The sequence below is a fragment of the Cronbergia sp. UHCC 0137 genome (assembly GCF_034932285.1).
GTDB lineage: Bacteria > Cyanobacteriota > Cyanobacteriia > Cyanobacteriales > Nostocaceae > Cronbergia.
In genome coordinates this window covers 136189-158129 of sequence record NZ_JAYGHC010000002.1, presented here as the reverse complement: position 1 = coordinate 158129, position 21941 = coordinate 136189, and the positions used below count along the sequence as shown (strand labels likewise).

Sequence of the window (21941 nt, the reverse complement as noted above, 5' to 3'; positions counted from 1 at the left end):
CCCAATCCCCAATCACCAATTCCCAATCACCAATCACCAATTCCCAATCACCAATCACCAATTTATGCAAAGTCAAATAATTGATTCAACGACAATTGAACAAAGTCATCACCATGCAGCAGCAGTTTCTCATCATGAGGAACACCCAGATCATCGCTTGTTTGGTTTGGTTGTCTTCTTAATTGCAGAAGGGATGATTTTTTTGGGAATGTTCGGTGCTTATCTAGCTTTCCGTTCTACCTTACCTGTGTGGCCGCCAGAGGGTACACCTGAGTTGGAATTGTTGTTACCAGGTGTGAATACTATAATTTTGATTTCCAGCAGTTTTGTGATGCACAACGCTGACACGGCGATTAAAAAGAATGATGCAAAAGGGATGCGTATCTGGTTGACAATTACTGCGGCTATGGGCGCTATTTTCTTGTGTGGCCAGGTGTATGAATATACTCATTTGGAATTTGGTTTAACTACCAATTTGTTCGCTAGTGCCTTTTATGTGTTGACTGGTTTTCACGGTTTGCACGTAACTATAGGGGTTTTAGCTATTTTGGCGGTTTTATGGCGATCGCGCACACCCGGCCACTATAGCAACGAAAAACACTTCGGTATTGAAGCGGCTGAACTGTACTGGCACTTTGTCGATGTAATCTGGATTATTTTGTTTGGATTACTCTATATACTTTAAGTGAATTACCGGAGAAGAATTGAAGATAATTCTAATGGCTTATGTCTTTATTCTTCTTCGGACTTGCTTAAAATTTAATATTTATTGGGTTGCTTTAAGACCAAATTATAAGTATAATATAAAACAAAATTAACTTTTAATCAGGAATCATATTATGAGTTCACCAACTAATCTCCAACTTAGTTTAGATAACTTTGAATTGATCGAAGGCATTTATTTTCCTAGCGACTATGCCCAGTTAAATAAAACTCAACATAAACAAACATGGGATAAAATTGGTAAAACTTACTATGGTTCTCAAAAAATTGATACCGTTGAAGAAACATCTCCCATTAAAAAAGATTATACTCTCTTAACTGGCAAACCAGGTGGCACTTGGAATAAGTTTCCTCTTAATAGGTCTGTTGATAGTATTTTAGAACTTGGTTGTGGTTACGGTCGCGCTCCATTACACCTTTCTAAAAATAAAAATCTGCAATGTCAAAAATATTATGGTATTGATATTTCTCAACCTCTATTGGAACGCTTGATTAAGGTTAAACAAGAATATGATTTTTTCCCTGGGGCTGAATTTTTTGTAATTTGCACTTCAGCCGAAATATTACCTTTACAAGATGACTCTATAGATTTAGTAATTTCTAATTGTGTTTTTATGCACATTCCTGATGCACAGTTAAGAAAACTAATGGCAGAAATAGCTCGCGTCCTCAAGCCAGGAGGAATGTTTGTTTTTAATCACTCTTTTCATAATAAGGCTTGTCCTTCTCACATTATACACAATTTTATCAGGAAATTAAATCCTGTGAGTAGAAACCCGGTTTATTTAAAGCAATATTCTGGTGCAGAAATTGAGCAAATGTTAGCTGATGCTGGCATTAAAAACAAGTGTCTAGAATACGTTGTAGAACCAACAACAGAATATGCTATTTTGCCAGAAACTATTAAGGGCATTCCCGTACCTTTTTCTAAAGCAATTAATAGTAGTCTCAAGCCATCAGAAGCACAAAAGGCAAATTTGGCTTACGGTTTTAGTGCTTATAGTACACCTTTAGTATAAAAGAAAGAATAGGCGGGCGGTCATTGGTGTCAAAGCAAGGTAATATCGTTATCCCACAGCCGTTTTACCCCACCCCTAGCCCCTCCCCGCAAGCGCTACGGTGTACACACAAGTGATCTGATTACCCAAAACAAGCCCTGGCGATTAGAAATCACGGCTACACAAACAAAGTCCACCTGCGTGGACTGAAGAAAAACTACTTATTTTTAACCCACGGAGGTGGGTTTTGCCTGTGTAGTTGCGGTTTCTAACCGCCGATTTAATCTTGATAAGACTTGTGTGTACACGGTAGCCCCGCAAGCGAGGAGGGGAACTGGATAGATGGGAGGCTTTTTGATCAAGCAGGTATTGGTAAAAAGAAAAAGTACACTAAATCCTTTTTGGTTTACCAGTTTTTTTGAAGCTTGGTAACGCTAAACTATGTGAGGGACTTGTCCATCCAAAAAGCCTGGGAAGATTTTTTGTCAGGTAACTGTACTTGGCTAATTACAACTATTAATACCTATGAGTTCCCGCGCACTGTTATTAGTAAATCGTCATTCTCGTCAAGGACAGGAACGTTATTCAGAAGCTATTCACTGTCTAGAAACACTTGGGTTTAATGTAATTGAAGAATCTACAGAAAACCCAAAAGATTTAGGTGATGTAATCCGTCGATATCGGTCGAAGATTGATGTGGTAATTGTTGGTGGTGGTGATGGGACTCTCAATGCCGCCGTAGATGCTATAGTTGATACTCAAATACCTTTGGGAGTTCTGCCCTTGGGAACTGCAAACGACTTGGCAAAAACTTTGGGTATTCCTAATTCCTTATCTGAAGCTTGCCAAATTATTGCTGATGGAAATCTGCGACGCATTGATTTGGGGTTGGTCAATGGTAAGTATTTTTTTAATGTGGCTAGTTTAGGATTAAGTGTGAAAATCACCGAAAGGTTAACTAAAGAAGTTAAACGTCGTTGGGGAATATTTGCTTATGCAGTGATAGCATTACAAGTAGTTTGGGAATCTCGTCCTTTTCATGCGGAAATTTGCATTAATGGCCAATCAATTATGGTCAAAACAGTACAAATTGCTGTGGGTAATGGTCGATATTATGGTGGCGGTATGGCTGTGGTACATGATGCTACTATAGATGACCAACGCTTGGATCTTTATAGCTTAGAAATAAAACACTGGTGGCAAATTATCCCTTTATTACCTGCAATGCGTCAGGGTAGACATATAGACTGGGACAATGTTCGGGCTTTACAGGGAGAAGAAATTGCAGTTTATACGCGCAAACCACGTCCTATAAATACTGATGGAGAAATTACAACTTATACTCCGGCTGTATTTAAGGTAATTCCTAGAGCGATCGCTGTTTTTGTGCCAAGATTATAATAGTTTGGACATGGTGGAAATTCTTATTAACTTAGATTTAAATGCCTTTGAGATTTTCTCAAGATATAAAGTCTTTACTGCAACGTCTCGCTGAACAGCCACTTACCCTTGGCGATATCCTCGCAGAAACTTCAGAACGAGGCTTTAGTTTAGTAATTGCTGTCTTAGTTTTACCATTTTTATTTCCTATGCCACCGGGTCTAACTACACCTTGTGGTGGTGGTTGCTTGTTGTTATCACTACAAATGCTTTTGGGTAGGCGATCGCCCTGGCTACCTAGAAAAATTGCTACTTTCCGATTTCCGCGTTCCTTTGCCCAATTAATTTTACAAAATTTAGGACGAGTCACTAAGATATTAGAGAAAATAACCCGCCCCCGTTGGCAAAAACTAGCTTCTCATTCTTTGATTTGGCGATTTAATGGGTTTTGTATTTCTTGGTTGGCAATATTATTAATTTCCCCAGTTCCTTTGACTAATCCCTTTCCTACGGTAGGAATTTTACTTTTGGCTGTTGCTACTCTTGAATCAGATGGTTTACTAATGTTTATTGGTTATATAATTACTGTTTTAATAACTTTGTTATTTGCCTTTATTGGTTATGCTTTGTGGTTAGCCCCTGGTTTGCTACCTGATTTTTTCAAATAAATACGGAAAAATGAACCGCAAAGGTAAGAGAGTTTTAAAAATACTTTCGGTCAGTTATGTAAATTTTTGTTAATTGCTTTATCTACCTGCTGTAAAAGAAATTCTAAACTGGAAGAATTATCTAAAATAATATCAGCAGCATTGATTTTTTGTTGGATGGGTAATTGGCTGTTAATCCTGGTTTGGGCTTGTTCTGCGGTTAAATGATTACGCTGCATTAGTCTCTGTTGTTGTTGTTCTGGTGAACAATATACAACCCAAATCTCTGTCACTAAATTCTGCAAACCTGCTTCAAATAATAGAGGTATGACTAAAACTAAAGTTGATGCAGATGATTCATTAATGGCTTGATTAAAAGAGGTTCTCACATAAGGATGAATTAAGTTTTCTATCCAATGACGTTCTTCTAGCTGATTAAAAATAAGTTCTCCTAACTTTGATCTATTCAGATTCCCATCTGGGAGTAGAATTTCTTGTCCGTAACGTTGGGCAATTTTTTCTAGAATTGGTGAACCTAAAACTACGGCATCTCTAGCATAAACATCAGCATCTAAAATCGGCAAATTGTAAGCACTGGTTAAATAATTTGTCACCGTAGTTTTACCTGTGGCTATACCACCAGTTAAACCAATTAAGCGTTTAGCCATTATCTTTTTTTGCGTGATTGGGTGAGACAAATTTTAATGTTTAATTGCCCATTTAATAATTGCCTCAGTTAAACCATCTAAAGTATATTCTTCTGCTTCAATATCCACACGTTCAAATAAATCACGGCAAGTTTTTGAAGTTTGGGGACCAATGGAAGCAATACAAATTTTATCTAAGTGATCTTGATTGAAAAGACCTGCTGTTAATAAACAGAAAAATTGCACTGTTTTAGAACTAGCAAAAGTAATTATATCCACAGTACAGTTTCGTAAAGCTAATTCTGCTGCTAGGGGGATACTATCGGGACAGGAAGATTGATAAGCGGGAACTTCTATAACTTCTGCACCTTTAGCTGTGAATTGTTTAACTAAAACTTCTCTCCCACCAGTTTCTACTCTAGGAAATAAAATCTTTTGACCTGCTAATGTTTCGGGAAAGTGGTCTATCAAAGAATCAGCCACAAAATTAGGAGGAATAAAATCGGGTTGGATATGATGTTGTTTGAGACTTTGGGCAGTTTTTTCACCAACAACGGCAATTTTTACCCCAACTAAGGAATTTTTACCTTTACCTTGGCTGTTGAGTCTGCTAAAAAAGTAATCTACTGCGTTGGTCGAGGTGAGAATTAACCAGTTGAAACTAGATAAATTAAAAATTGCCTGATCTAAAGCTTCCCAACTGGAAGGAGGAGAAATTTCTAAGGTTGGCATTTCAATTACTTTAGCACCTGCGGCAGCAAGGCGATCGCTAAATTGACTCGATTGACCTACTGAACGGGTTACTAAAATTGTTTTACCAGCGAGGGGTGAGGAAAAATGGCTATCCATATAGATTAATTGAACCGCAAAGACGCGAAGAAAGAAGAAAAAAGAAGATTGTTAATCTTGTAAATAACCCAAGTTGCTAGTTATCGAGTTGAGGTTGGTAATAAGTGATAAAATTTCTGTTTTCATCCTGTAAATCCTCAAATCCTGGATATCCTGATTTCAGACAGTTTTCATAAATTGACGTAATCTTACTACTTCACCAATTACTATTACCGCAGGAGATAGGGATAAATTAGCAGTTTTGGCTAAGATATTATTTAGTTCTCCTATCCAAATTTCTTGATTAGGAGTTCCAGCCCAACGGATAATCGCTATGGGTGTGGAATACGCTTTCTGATATCGTAGCAGTTGATGGACAATCTCGGCTAAATTTTGCCCTCCCATTAAAATTACCAAAGTTTCTAACCTTGATAGTGCCTCCCAATCTAAAGCTTCTGGTTCATGGGCTGTAAACACTGCAAAACTGCGACTAAGAACGGGATCTGTCAGGGGTATTCCTGCTAATAAAGGCGCTGCTAAGGCTGAGGAAATACCGGGTACAACTTCAAAATCACAACCCGCAGTTTTTAAAGCTTCTATTTCAGAAGTACAACGTCCAAAAATAAATGGATCACCTGATTTTAGCCGAACAATTTGTTTTCCTGCTTGACAGTGATTTACTAATAATTGGTTAATTTTACTTTGGTCAGTGCTGGGTTTACCACCGCGTTTACCTACATCTATTTTCAGACAATCGGGTGGTACACAATCTAATAATTGTCCATCTACTAAAGCATCATAAACTAATACTTGAGTAGTAGCCAAGAGTTTGTAAGCCTTGACTGTTAAGTAAGCCACATCTCCTGGACCTGCACCTACTAGATATACTTTACCATTGGTCATTTTGTCTTTGTAGTAACTTGTTGGATAATTTTGGCTATTGTTTGCGCTTTTTCTGGTTGACGTTGTTTTTGAAATAAGGCTTTTGATTGTTCAAGATTTTTGAGGGCTTCTTCCTGTTTTTCTTGGAGTAATAAGATATTCGCTAACCTTAAATAAGCATCAGCATTTTTGGGACTGCGATTAATTACTTGAGTGAATAATTCTTTGGCTTCGTCGGTTTTTCCTTGATTGTTTAACAAGTCACCCAACAACAGACGCACTACATCATTAGTAGAATTGATCGCAATGACTTTACGAAACGCTGCTTCTGCACCTTGGTAATCTTTGGCTTGATAAAGTTTAATTCCTTGTTGAAAAGAATTGGAAGTGATTAAAGTTTTTACGGAAAAATATCCCAGGAGAGAGATAGAAACAACTACTAAGCCAATGGCGAAAATATTGGTAATTTGCAAATCTTCTAACATGATTTTAAGCCCAAATACAGGCAATAGGGAAAAGGAGATATTCGATAAAAAAGAGTTTCCAGATAAACTGATAAAATTGAGCAATTTCACTTTTATTTTCTAAGTCTACTGTCCTACTTTGCCACCACATCAAAACCAACAAACCTAAATGTGTAGTTATCACAAATATTGAGTTAGTTGCAGAATTAGGTAACAGGGTAAATAAAATCATTCCCAAGTAACAAACAGTAATGATCCAAAGGGCAAGATTAAAGACTGCTTGCTTGCCTAATTGGAGAGTGAAAGTTGTGATATTGTAAAGTCTATCTCCCTCCAAATCAGGAATATCTTTAAAAATAGCGATCGCTACTGTAAATACCAAAATAAACGCCGTCAATGCCCATACAATCAAGGGAATAACTGGACTTCTTTCTAACAACCAATTAAAATGCAAAAATAACCCTAAATTAACAATTGTCCCCCGCACCGAAAAAATACACAACGCTGCCCAAAAAGGATATTGTTTTAAACGAATTGGTGGCAATGAATAAGCCGTACCAATCGCCAAACTAATCCCCACCATCCCCAATAAAAAAGGACCAATTAACCAAGCCAAAACCAGCGCCAAAATTCCAGTAATAATGACAATTAATTTTCCTTGTTCCCTAGTAAACTCTCCTGATGCTATGGGTAAATGAGGCTTATTAATTTTATCAATCTCCACATCTTCTAATTGATTCAACCCCACAATGTAGATATTGCCACATAAACAAGCAATCCAAGCCCCTAAAACTTCAACAAAAGAAAACTTAGCAGCAGTTACACCAAGAGTAATCAAATATAAACTCCACACACTTAAACTTGTCCCAATAATCGTATGTGGACGGGAAAATTGCCAAAAAGCATAAAGCCATTTTTCTGGAGAAAAAGAGAAATTTTGTCTTTCAAATTGGTTCATTATAATTAACTAAATCTTCTTACTTATTTCCGCACAATAACCCGAATTTAACTAAACCACGTTCATATCCTCGACGCATCAAACCCAGAGATAAAGCCCCCTGAATTGTACTCCAACCAGAAAATAGTAAGCCAAAAACCGCTTGAGGAGTAAAAGCCGAATCAATCACAAAATCCCAAAAAGGGGCAACAGCCACAGACCAATCATCTGTGCGAATATTGTTTAATCGTAGTTGATGAGCGATCGCTCTGTACTCAGGCAAAGAAATTACATAAGGTAAACAGTACACTCGATAAATATCCTGCAAATGCTTCTGTTCATCCGTCGTCAGTGGTGATGTATCCGTTGGACGATGACACCAAGTAACCATAATCAAAGTCCCACCAGGCTTTAACACCCGGTAACACTCTTGCAGAAACTTAGTTTTATCTGGCATATGTTCACCACTTTCCAGCGACCACACCAAGTCAAAAGAATTATCATTAAAAGGCATCTCTTGAGCATTGGCCACCAGGAAATTAGTTCTTTGACTCAAATTAGCTTCCCTAGACCTTTCCGTGGCTCTAGCCGCTTGTACAGGACTGAGGGTGATTCCCGTGGCATTAGCTCCAAATTTGGCAGCTAAGTGTAAAGAACTGCCCCCAATACCGCAACCCACATCTAAAATATCCTCCGCACCCGTTACCCCAGCCCAACTTAGCAATTCTTCAATCAAATCTATTTGCGCTTGACGACGCTCTTTTTTATCCTTACCCTCCGCTCCATAGTAGCCGTGGTGCATATGTTCCCCCCAAATCTGTTCCCACAGACCAGAGGAAGCATCGTAAAATTGTTGAATTTCCTGATAAAGTGTTGTACTCATAACCAAAGCAATATTAAAACAACGTGAAATTTTAAAAGAACATACTTGTAGACTACCATCTGTGTTTTTAATTAGATATAGCAGTTGTTGGGTACATCAAGGTAAGAATTAAAAATCCTTGCCACCATTACCGCATATTGCGGGTAAATGACCTAAAAAATTTTAAAACAAAGCTATACACCACAAAAGTTTCAACTCTGTTCCCTGTTCTATTTTTGAAGACTTTGAATTTTGACTTTTAAATTTCTAATTACTTATGACTGTTGCTCGCACAATTTGTCTGGGATTTCTAGCAGTCATCGCTATAGGAGCAATCCTCTTGATGATGCCTTTCTCAACTAGCGGTGGTACGTGGAATGATCCTATTGTCGCACTATTCACCTCTACTTCCGCAGTTTGTGTTACTGGATTAGCCGTAGTTGATACTGGTACTGAGTTTTCCTTTTGGGGTCAATTAGTTATTATGTTATTAGCTCAAATTGGCGGTTTGGGCTACATGACAACCACGACCTTTTTGATTTTGTTAATTGGCAGAAGATTTGATTTGCGGCAAAAAGTAGCAATTCAACAAGCTTTAGATCGACCAGGAATAAGTGGCAGTAGTCAAATTATCCGTTCCATTATTGCTACAACCATAATTTTTGAAATTACTGGCGTATTTCTATTAATGCCAGTTTTTGTCCCCGAATATGGCTGGAATCAAGGAATATGGTTAGCACTATTTCATAGTGTTAATGCTTGGAATAATGCAGGCTTTAGCTTATTCAAAGATAGTTTGATAGGTTATCAGTCCTCTTTTTTAGTTGTTTTTACTATGACTGGCTTAATAATTTTCGGGGGGATTGGTTATCAAGTAATTTTAGATATGTACATTTGGCTGCGCGATCGCATCATCAAAAAAACTAATGTTTTAATCTTCTCTCTAGATTTCAAAGTGGCAACTAGCACAACTATAATATTATTATTGGGAGGAACAATTGCCTTTTTTTGTATAGAAAGTAGAAACCCTGAAACCTTGGGTGGGTTAAGTTTTACCCATCAAATCTTATTAGCCTGGTTTCAATCAGTGACTCCTAGAACTGCTGGTTTCAACACTATTGATATTGGCAAAATGAGTAACGCTGGCTTGTTTATTACAATTGCTATGATGTTTATTGGTGCGAGTCCGGGTGGAACAGGAGGTGGCATTAAAACAACAACTTTGAGAGTTCTAACCAGTTGTACAAAATCTATACTCCAGGGGAAAGAAGAGGTTTTACTTTATGATCGTAAAATTGCGATATCATTAATTTTGAAAGCAGTTGGTGTGTTTGTGGGTTCAATAATCACTGTGATTGTTTCCACAATTTTAATTAGCTTGACAGATCCTAAATTAGCATTTATCCAAATTCTCTTTGAAGTAGTATCAGCCTTTGGGACAGTGGGACTTTCTACAGGAATTACTGGTAGTGTTTCTACAGCAGCAAAATTAATATTAATTGCCACAATGTATATTGGTCGAGTAGGCATTTTATTATTAATGTCAGCCATGCTAGGAGATCCTCGTCCTAGCAGAATTCACTATCCCGAAGAAAATTTACTCGTTGGATAAGGGTAAAGTAATCAATTTTGTTTATCCTTTAATCTTGAAAATCCTGGGTGCATTAAATTATGAATCTCTCATCTTTAAAATTTATCCGCAGTTTGCGTAAAGATAACCACCAATTTGCTGTCATTGGTTTAGGCCGTTTTGGTCGTTCTGTGTGTTCTACGCTGCACAATTTAGGTTATCAAGTTCTGGCTACAGATGTTGATGAAAAGCGAGTTTCTGAAGCATTAAATGACGAAATTACCAGTCATGCTTTGCAATTAGATTCAACTGAGTCAGCAGCTTTAAAAGAAGCGGGAATTTTTGAATTTGATACGGTAATTATAGCAATTGGTAATTATATCCAAGAAAGTATTATTACCACTTTGAATGTCAAAGAGGGTGGTGTACCTCATGTAGTTGCTAAAGCTTCTAGTGAAGTTCACCGCAAATTGTTAATGCGAGTAGGAGCAGATCATGTTGTTTTTCCAGAATATGAGGCGGGTTGTGCTTTAGCTCGTACACTAACTAAACCATCTATTTTAGAAAGATTTGATCTCGACCCAGACCATAGCATTGTTGAGTTACTTGTCCCTGATGAATTTCACGGAAAAAATATTACTGAAATCCAACTTCGTAACCGTTACGGTTTGAATTTGTTGGCTGTGAGTCAGGATGGTAAATTTCAAATTAATCCTGACCCCACCAAGCGTTTAGAACGTGGTTCAGCAATGGTAGTTATTGGTTGCAATAAAGATATTAATCGTTTACCAATTTGAAGTTATTTTCCCATAGTGTTAGTTTCCTCTGGGGTTAAATTAGGAACTATTGGTGCAGGTGGAATTTCTTCTATTGTTTGTACTGGGGGTTCAATAGCCGATGGTATATCGCTTGGTATTTCTATGGTAGTTTGTGCTGGTTCTGGTATGGTAGTAGCTGATTTTGGTGCTAAAAGTTGATCGATTTGTTGGACTATTTGATCAGTTTTTTCCCCTTGTTCAATATCGCCTTGTTCACGATATTCTTTACTGGCGCGTTTCAATACTTGACTAGCTGTTTTTAAATTACCTTGATTGTATAAGATGACTCCTAAATTATAGTAAGCCGAGGCATTTTTGGGATTTTGGCGAATAGCTTGTTGGTAGATAGTCATGGCTTCTGAAGTTTGACCTTGAATTACCATCAGACTACCTAAATTGTTGTAAGCTCGATCATTGTTAGGATCGAGCCTTAATACTTGACGATAATTATCGATCGCCTTTTCCACTATACCTTCTTGTTGTTGAGCGATCGCTAAGTTAAAATACGCATTAGGATTATTACCATCAAAGTTAATTGCTTGCTGATAAGCAGCGATCGCTTCCTGGCGTTGATCTTGTTCATATAAAACAAACCCTAGATTATAATGTGCCGCAGCCATTGTGGGATTAATTACCAAGGCTTGACGATAAGCAGTAATCGCCGCTTCTTTTTGTCCCTGTTGCTGCAACGCCAACCCTAAATTATAATAAGCTTCCCCCACATTAGGATTGAGTCTAATCGCCTCTCCATACTCTTGTATAGCCAAATCCAAGCGATTTTGTTGTAACAGAATATTCCCTAAATAATTCCGGGCCGAGCTAATATTAGTATCTCGTTGCAACGCTTGACGAAAAGCCGACTCCGCAGCCTGAAAATCGCGACGTTGATAGCGTGTGACTCCCTGTTGGTAGAAAATAGCCGCATCTAGATCCTGAGAAACCAAATTTTGCGCTGATACCTGAGTTGCTGGTAAAGTCAAAACTAAAAATGTCGAAGAAGCCAGTAAAAATCTTAGAGGTGGGATGGTTAATAAATGTAAACACTTACGAATTTGAAATCCTTTAGACATGATTGGTAGACCTATACATAAAAATCATTCGTTTACATAGAATACCCTTTCTGCTACTGTTAATTAACCCCAGCATGGTAGGAACTACGAACTAGAGGAGCAGAACGAACGTGGCTAAATCCCATATCTTGGGCTATTTTGCCAATTTGGGTAAATTCCTCTGGAGTCCAGTATTTTTGGACTGGTAAATGTGCCAAAGAAGGACGCATATATTGACCCACAGTTAAGCGATCGCACTTTACATTCCGCAAATCTTTCATTGTCTCAATTACTTCCTCCAGGGTTTCTCCATGTCCCAACATCAATCCTGATTTAGTAGGTATAGTGACATCAATCTCTTTGACTGTTGCTAAAACTTGCAAAGAGCGATCGTACTTCGCCCCCCGACGTACCGGACCAGTTAAAGAGCGTACAGTCTCCACATTATGATTAAAACACACTGGTTTAGCCTTCACAATCATCTCTAGGCGATCGCGTTGACTAATAACTCCCACACCCATACCACCCCAAAAATCTGGTGTCAGCACTTCAATCTCCGTTGCTTTTTGCATTTGACGAATAGCCTCCATCGTCTTGACAAACTGCCCAGATCCCCCATCAGCCAAATCATCACGGGCTACAGAAGTTAAAACTACATACCGCAATCCCAACAAATGCACAGCCTGGGCTACCTTTTGTGGTTCTTGATCATCCACAGCCATTGGTGCATGACCTTTATCTACTTGACAAAAAGCGCAAGAACGGGTGCAAGTTGAACCCAGTAGTAAAAAAGTTGCCGTCTTTTGGGCATAACACTCCCCCCGGTTAGGACAACGCCCCTCTTCACAAATCGTATGAATTTGACGGTGTTTAATAATGCGTTGTACAGTAGATATCTCACTGGCCTTACCTATGGGGCGGCGTAACCACCTTGGCATCGCTGTAATTTCTGATTTAATTTGATTTTTTTGTGAAGCATTCATAAAGATTACCCATTGAATAGACAAATACCTCAATCTGAGTTTCCTGTTAATTGCAATTAATATGATACAAATTAATTAGAACAGAAGCAGAGGTTTGACAAAACACCTGCCTTATTATCATTTGTACAGGAATATACTCCCCCCTAATCTACATAAAATTTAGATATAGTGGGAGAATTTCAAGATCAGTCGGCAAACCTGCCATCTACATTTAAAGTTTCTGGTAGAGCAATCAGTCGTGGCAAGTAATAAAATTTTGGTTATTGACGACACCACCGTTGTCAGGGTAAGAGTACGAGAAATGTTGCCTCCAGGCAACTTCGAGGTATTAGAAGCTAAAGACGGATTGGAAGCTTACAATCTGATCTTGCAAGAAAAGTTAAGCCTGATCATGCTAGACTTCATTTTACCGAAAATGAGTGGCTGGGAAGTTTTCCAGAAAATTCAAGCCCAGCCACAATTAAGGGAAATTCCATTGGTCATCATGTCAGGCCTCAAGGAAGAGGTAACTGAAAAAATTCAGGAGCCTTTTGAATATTTTGAATTTCTGAACAAACCCTTTGATCAAAAGCAACTAATTGCTGCAATTAAGTCAGCTATGGTCAAAGCTAAAGGAATACGTCACGAATCTGTTCCGGCAACAGTCCTTCAGGTTAACAACGAAGCGGAAACAATAATAAGTTCTGCTCAAGATTCCGATTTATCAGCAGAAGTAAAATCACTAAATGAAAAAATTGTCAAGATGCAGATAGAAATTGATAATTTGAAAAAACAACTGGCTCAGGTTGTAACATTTGTTAAACAGAAAATTAAGTAGCTCCCATGAACTGCTAACTTTTACATGACCTGCCCTATCCTACTGAGCAAAGAGAAAAGGCAGGTTTTTTAATTAGGGTCAGGAGTCAGGAGGAAGAATTAGAAGAATACTCTTGAATCTGAATCAAGTAAGAGAAGTCCATAGAAAAAATGACCTTCCCTTCCTCCCTATCTCTTTTAATTTCGGTTAAAATTGCCGAATAACGCTATAATGAGAAGTATACTATCGTACTAATTTGAATAATACTGCTCCCAGTTTAACTAAAAATACTTGTATTAAGAAATTATCAGTGGGCATCGGCATGAGTAGTATACAAGAAAATAGTTTAATTTTAGTAGTAGATGACACTGTTACCAATATAGAAATCATCTCTTATGTATTAAAAAAATCAGGATTTGATGTGACTACGGCTATTGATGCAGAGAGCGCCTTTAAGCAAATTCAAAGTAAACCACCAGATTTGATTTTATTAGATGTGATTATGCCGGGAATAGATGGATTTGAAACCTGTAAGAGGTTGAAGCAAAATCCAGAAACCCTTGATATACCAGTAATTTTTATGACCGGTGTTGCTGATACACAGAGTAAGGTGAAGGGACTGAAATTAGGAGCAGTAGACTATATTATCAGACCTTTTGAAGAAGAGGAAGTATTGGCTCGAATCAAAAGCCATCTACAACTGCGATATTTAACTAGAACCTTAGAGTTGCAAGTAACAGAAAGAACATCTGCCCTTTCCCAGGCATTAAAAGAATTGCAGGAATCTCAACTCCAGCTTGTACAAAGAGAAAAAATGTCAGCTTTAGGTGACTTAGTTGCAGGGGTAGCCCATGAAATTAACAATCCTATTGGTTTTATTGCTGGTAACTTACCACCGGCTATAGAGTATATAGAGGATTTATTTCGAGTTATTGACCTTTATCAAAAATATTATCCCACCCCTGTGCCAGAGCTAAAGGAAAAACTTACTACTATTAATTTAGATTATATTCGTTCTGATTTACCTAACTTGATCGTCTCGATGAAAGAGGGTGTCAAACGCATTGGCAATATTAGCAAAAGTCTGAGAATATTTTCTAGGGCAGATAGCGATCGCAAAGTTCCCTATAATATTCACGACGGACTCAACAGTACATTAATTATTCTTCAGCACCGTTTAAAAGTCTCTAACAAAAGCCCTGATATTCAAATCATCAAAGACTACGGTAATTTACCCCTAGTAGAATGCTTTCCTGGTAAACTCAATCAGGTATTTATGAATATCTTAGCAAATGCCATTGACGCTATAGAAGAATTAATCAGTGAAAATCACGAACTTAGTAATTGTCTTCGACCCACTATTTGGATTCACACTTCACTCAATCCAGACAGCACAGCAGTGATCATTCGGATTAAAGATAATGGCGTGGGGATGTCGGATGAAACTTATCAAAAAGCCTTTGATTATTTATTCACTACAAAACCCGTAGGTAAAGGTACAGGTTTAGGATTATCTATTGCTCGTCAAATTATTGTCGAAATTCATGGCGGACTACTCAAGTGTTTTTCTAAAATAGGTGTTGGTACAGATTTTATCATGGAAATTCCACTGTATTAGTTATACTAAGAACGGTTGGGATATGAACTTTTACAAAATTACGAAAAACCCAAATTTGTAGGGGTTTAGCATTGCTAAACCCTTACCCACAGAATCAAATGATTAAGCCGTGTTTAGTATAAGATATGATTAATATAGTAATCAGAATAAAAACCATAATTAGTGATATAGTAGTTTTTACTGAACTTGGGCATTTTTTTTCAGTCTAGTGGTAACTTGATTCCTACTAGCTATATAATTTTTTCCTTGTCAAGTAGCCTGTATTTTTAAGCAAAAATAGTTAATACATACACCTTTAACCATCGGTATATGACTATATCCCAAGTAAAAAACCAAAACGAAAAATCCATTCTCGGTAATAATACTAAGAATAGCAAAGAAAACACACCAAGAAATTTACTAATTAGGTTAATGATAGGTGGCATGACCCTAGCAGTTAGCGTCAGCGCCTATTTTAGTTATCAATTAGTCCGTAACTTAATTCTAGCAAGTTTACAGAACAATGCTTTTTTGCAAGTAGAACAAGGAGTACGTGAAATTGATGGTTGGTTAGCTGTTCGCAAAGCTGAAATAGAAACACTATCGAATACAGCAGTTATACGCACTCTAGATTGGTCTGTTGCTGATCCTTATTTACAAACAGAACTCAAACGAATCAACGAATTTTTCTTTTTACAAATTGCCAAACCAGATGGTTCTTATCACAATACCAGAGTAGGTAAAGCCAAGGCAAATATTAAGGATCGTAACCACTTCAAAACAGCCATGAGTGGGAAAACGTATATCTCTGACCCCCACATTGGTCGGGCAACAAGAGTTCCATTAGTTGCGATGTCTACACCAATTTGGCCAAATCCTCAGCAAAAAACCACTCCTATTGGTGTATTTCAAGGAAATGTGAAAGTAGATCGGATCATGGAAGTTGTGAATAAACTGGGATATGGTGAAAACAGCTATGCCTTTGCCCTCAATTCCAAAGGACAAGCGATTGTTCACCCTAATGCCGAATTAATGTCAACCCTAGAAAACCCAGGGCCAAATCTGCTAGAGTCAGCAGATAAAGGGTTAAGTGCGATCGCTAAACGCATGATTAATAAACAGAGCGGAATTGAACTAATTCAAATTGACGGAACTCGTAAATATGTAGCTTTTATTCCCCTCAAAGAAACCAAATGGTCAATCGCTTTAGTCATTCCCCGCGCAAACATTGAATCTCAACTCCAACCACTTGATTTAATGGCATTGGTAGTATTAGCGCTGGGATTAACAATGATTGTTGTGCTTTTACAGGTTCAATCTTGGGAACAAACTCAACTCAAGAAATCCAAAATATTAGCAGACATGGCCAAAGAAGCAGCCGACAGTGCCAACAAAGCAAAAAGTGATTTTTTGGCTAACATGAGCCACGAACTGCGTACACCCTTGAATGGCATTTTAGGTTACGCTCAAATTTTGAATCGAGCTACAAATTGGGGAGAAAAAGAACAACATGGCATTAATATTATATACCAATGCGGTTCTCATCTTCTCACACTAATTAATGATATTCTCGATCTTTCAAAAATCGAAGCTCAGAAAATGGATTTATATCCCAAATCTTTGTATTTTCCCGCTTTCTTACAAGGAATTGTCGAGATATTTTATATTCGTGCTGAACAAAAAAAGATCGAATTTGTCTATTTACCTAGCCCTGAATTACCAGATGGGATTGAAGCCGACGAAAAACGCTTGCGACAAGTGCTAATTAATCTATTAGGCAACGCTGTTAAGTTCACAGATCAAGGCAAAGTAACCTTCAAAGTAGATGTTTTAAATAATCCTATTCAAACAGAAATACCAATCAAAAAAATTCGCTTTGAAATTACAGATACAGGTGTAGGAATTGATTCCGATGTATTAGAAAGTATTTTTATGCCTTTTGAGCAAGTAGGAAATAAAGTAATTCGCTCTCAAGGAACAGGACTCGGATTAGCAATCAGCAAAAAAATAGTCAACTTGATGGGAAGTAATATCGAAGTAAAAAGCAAATTGGGAGTTGGTAGCACATTCTCCTTTGAAGTAGAATTTCCGGTAGCTATTAATTGGATCAAAGATGCTGCAACTACAGCCGAAAATATAATTACTGGCTACCAAGGAGAGAAGAAGACTATTTTAGTCGTTGATGATAAATGGGAAAATCGTTCCGTCATTGTTAATTTACTCGAACCATTGGGTTTTATAGTTGTCGAAGCCCAAGATGGTCAAGAAGGTTTAGTAAAAGTGGCAGAACATCAGCCAAATTTAATTATTACTGATTTGTTAATGCCTGTGATGGATGGGTATGAGTTGTTGCAACATATTCGTGAATCAGCAGAATTTAAAAGTATCCCAATTATTGTTTCATCAGCTTCTGTCTCAGAAATTGATCAACAACGGAGTTTAGACGCTGGAGGGAATGATTTTTTGAGTAAACCAGTCCAAGCTGAAGAACTATTTAAGATGCTGGCAAATCTTTTGTCCATTGAATGGCAATATGAAGAAATAAAACCAGTAAATGTAAGTCAAGGGAATCAAATTCAAGCTGACAATAATCAATTAGAAATGGTAATCCCAGAATCGGCAGATTTAGAAATATTACTGGCATTAGCAGAACAGGGACGCATGAATAAACTAATCAACGAATTAAACAGAATTGAGCTTTTAGACCCCAGATACACAACATTGACCAAAAAAATTATGCACCTAGCAAATAGTTTCCAAGCAGAAGAAATTGAAAAATTAATTAAATCACATTTAAATATCAGATAATTATGAAATGCTTAGAAACTGAAAGTTTGGTTTTAGTTGTTGATGATACACCTAACAATTTAGCGATTATATCTGATGTTTTAAATCATGCAGGGTTTGAAGTAGCTACAGCTATTGATGGAATTAGAGCAATTAAGCAAATTCAACGTCAACCACCAGATTTGATTTTGTTAGATGTAATGATGCCAGGAATAGACGGATTTGAAACCTGTAAAAGATTGAAAGAGAATCCAGATACCACAGATATTCCAGTCATTTTTATGACGGGTATTTCTGATCCAGATAGTAAAGTTAAAGGTCTAGAACTAGGTGCAGTAGATTATATTGTTAAACCTTTTCAGGAAGCAGAAGTATTAGCTCGAATTAAAAGTCATCTACAATTGCGGCACTTAACAAAAACCTTAGAATTAAGAGTAGCAGAGAGGACATTTGAACTTTCCCAGGCATTAAAGGAACTACAAGAATCCCAACTCCAGCTTGTACAAAGGGAAAAAATGTCGGCTTTAGGTAACTTAGTGGCTGGAATTGCCCATGAAATTAATAATCCTGTAGGTTTTATTTCAGGAAACTTAGAACCTGCAATAGAATACATACAAAATTTATTTAGTGTGATTGATCTTTATGAGAAATATTATCCCGATCCTTTACCAGAACTACAAAAAGAAATCGTTGCCCTTGATTTAGATTATATCCGTTCTGATTTAGTTAAATTAGTTGCTTCGATGAAAGAGGGGGTGCAGCGTATTGTGAGTATTAGTAATAGTCTACGAATATTTTCTAGGGCAGATAGCGATCGCAAAGTCGCTTACAATATTCATGATGGTATTGATAGTACAATAGTTATCCTCAAACATCGTCTGAAAGCGCTGCCAAATCGCCCTGATATTGAAATCATCAAAGAATACAGTGATTTACCGCCAGTAGAATGCTTTCCTGGTAAGCTAAATCAGGTATTTATGAATATATTAGCCAATGCTATTGACGCGATCGATGAATTAATTGATAATAGTGATGGATGTGGCAATTCTCTAAAACCAAAAATTCTGATTTACACTTCATTAAATGTAGACCGCACCGGAGTAATTATTCGGATTAAAGATAATGGTGTGGGGATGTCAGAAGAAATTTATCAACAAGCCTTTGATTATTTATTCACTACAAAACCAGTAGGTAAAGGTACAGGATTAGGATTATCAATTGTCCGTCAAATTATTGTCGAACTTCATAGTGGATTGATCAAGTGTTTTTCCCAGCCTGGTTTCGGAACAGAGTTTATTATCGAAATTCCTTTATCATAGCTAACATTGATTAATTTTATTTTCCTAAATCGTGCATTTCATTAATAGCGATCGCACATTTTTGGGTTAATGCTTCCAATTCTTCTTTATTACTCGAACTAGGTGCATCAATCAATTTACCAATTCTCACAGTGATGGGAACTGAACGGGGGAGACTAGAACCTGGTTGTAAAATTTTGTCAGTACCCCATAAACTTACGGGTAAAAAAGGTACTTTGGCTTTAGCTGCCAATAGTGCTGCACCTCTTTTAGGGTCGGCAATGCGACCATCTGGAGTCCGAGTACCTTCCAAGAATACACCGACAGCCCAGCCATTATCTAAACATTCTAAAGCCGCACGGATAGCAGCGCGATCGCCCTTGCCTCTATTAACTGGATAAGCACCGTATAATCTGATGGCTTGGGCTAAAACAGGTACTTTAAACAACTCTTCTTTAGCCATGTATGCCACTGGACGACCTACACAATTAGATACAATCGGTGGGTCAAAATAACTAGCATGATTACTGACTACTAACACTGGTCCAGTTTTGGGAACGTTTTCCACTCCATAAATTTTCCCCCGGAAGTATGTGTGTAACATGGGGCTAACCACTGACCACTTAAAAGCGTGGTAAAGTGCTAAACTGATCAATGGTTCACGAGTTCTAGTCATAAAATCTATAAAAAAGGTTGTGTTACCTGTTGCTTGCCATAGCATCTACTTTAACTCTCATTTTACTCTCTTCTCACTAAAAGAATATGGATTAAATGAACCGCAAAGACGCATTCGCGGTAGCGTCCCGGAGGGATAGAACGCGAAGAAAGAAGGAAGAAGAAAGATGATATCTAATCTTACGCTGGGAAGGGAGTATTTGATGGAAAGACTGTTAAAGTATGGAAATATTCTAAGTGATTAATTAGGGAGCAACTATGGAAAAGCGAACATTAGGTACATCAGATTTGAAAATTACACCTATCTTAATGGGTACTTGGCAAGCTGGTAAAAGGATGTGGGTGGGAATTGAGGATGCTGACTCGGTTAAAACCATTCGTTCGGCTTATGAAGCGGGAATTACAACCATAGATACGGCTGAGGTATATGGAGAAGGACATTCAGAACGCATAGTTGCTGAAGCTTTATCTGATGTTCGCGATCGCGTTGAGTATGCTACTAAAGTTTTTGCCAACCATCTCCAGTATAATCAAGTGATTGAGGCGTGCGATCGCTCTCTCAAAAACCTAAGAACTGACTACATTGACCTTTACCAAATTCATTGGCCTACGGGTGCTTTCAATAGTCCAATTGTACCCATTGAGGAAACCATGAGAGCCTTAAACCACCTCAAAGCACAAGGTAAAATTCGGGTAATTGGCGTTTCTAACTTTTCTGGTATCCAACTGGCAGAAGCAGCCAAATATGGACGAATTGATAGTTTACAGCCTCCTTACTCCCTATTTTGGCGGCAAGTAGAAAAAGATGCTATGCCTTATTGTATTGAAAATAATATTTCCATCTTAGCCTATTCTGCCTTAGCTCAAGGATTGTTAACAGGTAAATTCCCTCCAGGAACTAAATTTGATCCAGCAGATAACCGTGCTAAAAATAAATTATTTCAAGGGGAAAACTTTGAACACGCGCAACAAGCCTTAGACGAACTACGCCCCATAGCCCAGCGTTATAATTGTACCCTGGCTCAGTTAGCATTAGCTTGGTTAATTGCCCAACCTCAAACTAATGCGATCGCTGGCGCACGTTACGCCGAACAAGCCCAGGATAACGCCAAAGCTGGCAATATTCAACTTTCTCCTGCGGATATTGCCGAAATTGATTCCATTGGCCGCATTGTTACCGATCATCTTGATAGTAACCCAATTATGTGGGAATGGTAATGGGTAATGGGTAATGGGTAATGGGTAATGGGTAATGGGTAATGGGTAATGGGTAATAGCGGTTCGACTTCGCTCGGCATAAGTCGCTCACCGACCGGGAACAGTCAACAATCAGCCGATACAATACAATATAAGTAAAAATTAAGCAAATATCACTATGCGACTACTACACACCATGCTGCGGGTAGGGAACCTAGAAGAATCCCTAAAATTTTATTGCGAACTACTGGGAATGAAGTTACTGCGACGTAAAGATTACCCAGGAGGGGAATTTACCCTGGCTTTTATCGGTTATGGGGACGAAAGTGATAACACAGTCATAGAATTAACATATAACTGGGGCGTTGATAAATATGACTTGGGTAATGCTTATGGTCATATTGCCCTGGGTGTAGATGATATTTACGCCACTTGTGAGGAAATTAAAAGTCGTGGTGGTAAAGTAGTCCGTGAGCCGGGACCAATGAAACACGGTTCAACGGTAATCGCTTTTGTAGAAGATCCAGATGGTTATAAAGTTGAACTGATTCAATTAAAAACTCAAGAAGCAAAGGTGCAGGAAAAATCACCAGAACAGCTTGTTAGTAAGTAATTTGGTTGAAAAATAGAGATGGGGAGTAGGGGATAATCAACTCTCAGCAGTTACCCTTTCCCCTGAGCGATCGCTAAATTAGATCATAATAGATCATAAATCTCACCGTACTACCGGAGATATAACAAAAAGATTGAAGTATGATTTTAGGAGTTATGCCTTGACAGAATCTATTACATCAGGATTTTAT

At 37.9% G+C, this 21941-nt stretch carries 19 protein-coding genes and 2 pseudogenes; 12 read left to right on the top strand and 9 right to left on the bottom strand.

The features are described from left to right. Positions 1–64 precede the first annotated feature (64 nt). From VB711_RS01455 to VB711_RS01440, 4 genes are all read left to right on the top strand, one after another. The gene (locus tag VB711_RS01455) at positions 65–685 is read left to right on the top strand and encodes a heme-copper oxidase subunit III (protein WP_323283921.1); all 621 of its coding nucleotides are present in this window, start codon (positions 65–67) and stop codon (positions 683–685) included. A 154-nt stretch (positions 686–839) separates the two neighbouring features. Further along, positions 840–1742, top strand: a complete 903-nt coding sequence (locus VB711_RS01450; protein ID WP_323283891.1) for a class I SAM-dependent methyltransferase — start codon at positions 840–842, stop codon at positions 1740–1742. Between the two features lie 504 nt (positions 1743–2246). Continuing rightward, positions 2247–3122, top strand: a complete 876-nt coding sequence (locus VB711_RS01445; RefSeq protein WP_323283890.1) for a lipid kinase — start codon at positions 2247–2249, stop codon at positions 3120–3122. 41 nt (positions 3123–3163) lie between these two features. Continuing rightward, positions 3164–3769: an exopolysaccharide biosynthesis protein gene (locus VB711_RS01440; RefSeq protein WP_323283889.1), complete on the top strand. Its 606-nt coding sequence runs from the start codon at positions 3164–3166 to the stop codon at positions 3767–3769. A 50-nt stretch (positions 3770–3819) separates the two neighbouring features. Here VB711_RS01440 and coaE read toward each other — a convergent pair whose 3' ends face one another. From coaE to VB711_RS01410, 6 genes and pseudogenes are all read right to left on the bottom strand, one after another. Next, a complete protein-coding gene (gene coaE / locus VB711_RS01435; protein ID WP_323283888.1) occupies positions 3820–4416 on the bottom strand; it encodes a dephospho-CoA kinase in 597 nt (198 codons plus the stop codon). Positions 4417–4449: 33 nt separating this feature from the next. Next, positions 4450–5223: pseudogene (locus VB711_RS01430) on the bottom strand (uroporphyrinogen-III synthase); the annotation flags it as partial. 200 nt (positions 5224–5423) lie between these two features. Continuing rightward, positions 5424–6126: pseudogene (gene cobA / locus VB711_RS01425) on the bottom strand (uroporphyrinogen-III C-methyltransferase); the annotation flags it as partial. After that, complete coding sequence (locus tag VB711_RS01420) at positions 6123–6590, bottom strand: DUF2759 family protein (protein WP_323283887.1); 468 nt, start codon at positions 6588–6590, stop codon at positions 6123–6125. The gene VB711_RS01420 and the pseudogene cobA, both read right to left, overlap by 4 nt. Positions 6591–6594: 4 nt before the next feature. Further along, positions 6595–7527 (bottom strand): homogentisate phytyltransferase, encoded by a 933-nt coding sequence (locus VB711_RS01415; protein ID WP_323283886.1) that lies wholly within the window; start codon positions 7525–7527, stop codon positions 6595–6597. 19 nt (positions 7528–7546) lie between these two features. Beyond that, positions 7547–8389: a methyltransferase domain-containing protein gene (locus tag VB711_RS01410; protein ID WP_323283885.1), complete on the bottom strand. Its 843-nt coding sequence runs from the start codon at positions 8387–8389 to the stop codon at positions 7547–7549. Between the two features lie 256 nt (positions 8390–8645). Here VB711_RS01410 and VB711_RS01405 point away from each other — a divergent pair, with 256 nt between their 5' ends. Together VB711_RS01405 and VB711_RS01400 are read left to right on the top strand one after the other, a co-directional pair. Continuing rightward, positions 8646–9980: a TrkH family potassium uptake protein gene (locus VB711_RS01405; RefSeq protein ID WP_323283884.1), complete on the top strand. Its 1335-nt coding sequence runs from the start codon at positions 8646–8648 to the stop codon at positions 9978–9980. Between the two features lie 59 nt (positions 9981–10039). Continuing rightward, a complete protein-coding gene (locus VB711_RS01400) occupies positions 10040–10735 on the top strand; it encodes a TrkA family potassium uptake protein (RefSeq protein ID WP_323283883.1) in 696 nt (231 codons plus the stop codon). Between the two features lie 2 nt (positions 10736–10737). Here the strand turns inward: VB711_RS01400 and VB711_RS01395 are convergent, their stop codons facing one another. Beyond that, positions 10738–11826, bottom strand: coding sequence for a tetratricopeptide repeat protein (locus VB711_RS01395; RefSeq protein WP_323283882.1), 1089 nt, complete (start codon positions 11824–11826; stop codon positions 10738–10740). Positions 11827–11885: 59 nt separating this feature from the next. Further along, positions 11886–12788 (bottom strand): lipoyl synthase, encoded by a 903-nt coding sequence (gene lipA / locus VB711_RS01390; RefSeq protein WP_323283881.1) that lies wholly within the window; start codon positions 12786–12788, stop codon positions 11886–11888. A 238-nt stretch (positions 12789–13026) separates the two neighbouring features. On the opposite strand from lipA, the gene VB711_RS01385 reads away from it, so the two are divergent. The 4 genes from VB711_RS01385 (at position 13027) to VB711_RS01370 (ending at position 19287) form a co-directional block, all read left to right on the top strand. Beyond that, positions 13027–13605 carry a response regulator gene (locus VB711_RS01385; protein WP_323283880.1) on the top strand — a complete coding sequence of 193 codons (579 nt, stop codon included), beginning with the start codon at positions 13027–13029 and terminating at the stop codon, positions 13603–13605. Positions 13606–13906: 301 nt separating this feature from the next. Then, entirely contained in the window at positions 13907–15202 is a 1296-nt protein-coding gene (locus VB711_RS01380; RefSeq protein WP_323283879.1) for a response regulator, read from the top strand. Positions 15203–15511: 309 nt separating this feature from the next. Beyond that, positions 15512–17989: a hybrid sensor histidine kinase/response regulator gene (locus VB711_RS01375; protein WP_323283878.1), complete on the top strand. Its 2478-nt coding sequence runs from the start codon at positions 15512–15514 to the stop codon at positions 17987–17989. A gap of 2 nt (positions 17990–17991) precedes the next feature. Further along, complete coding sequence (locus VB711_RS01370; protein ID WP_323283877.1) at positions 17992–19287, top strand: response regulator; 1296 nt, start codon at positions 17992–17994, stop codon at positions 19285–19287. Positions 19288–19303: 16 nt separating this feature from the next. On the opposite strand, the gene VB711_RS01365 is transcribed toward VB711_RS01370, so the two are convergent. Beyond that, entirely contained in the window at positions 19304–19942 is a 639-nt protein-coding gene (locus tag VB711_RS01365) for a lysophospholipid acyltransferase family protein (protein ID WP_323283920.1), read from the bottom strand. A 257-nt stretch (positions 19943–20199) separates the two neighbouring features. Between VB711_RS01365 and VB711_RS01360 the strand changes: the two genes are divergently transcribed. Together VB711_RS01360 and gloA are read left to right on the top strand one after the other, a co-directional pair. After that, on the top strand, positions 20200–21159 hold the full coding sequence (locus tag VB711_RS01360) for an aldo/keto reductase (protein ID WP_323283876.1): 960 nt from the start codon (positions 20200–20202) through the stop codon (positions 21157–21159). A 157-nt stretch (positions 21160–21316) separates the two neighbouring features. After that, a complete protein-coding gene (gloA, locus tag VB711_RS01355; protein WP_323283875.1) occupies positions 21317–21751 on the top strand; it encodes a lactoylglutathione lyase in 435 nt (144 codons plus the stop codon). Positions 21752–21941: the final 190 nt, after the last annotated feature.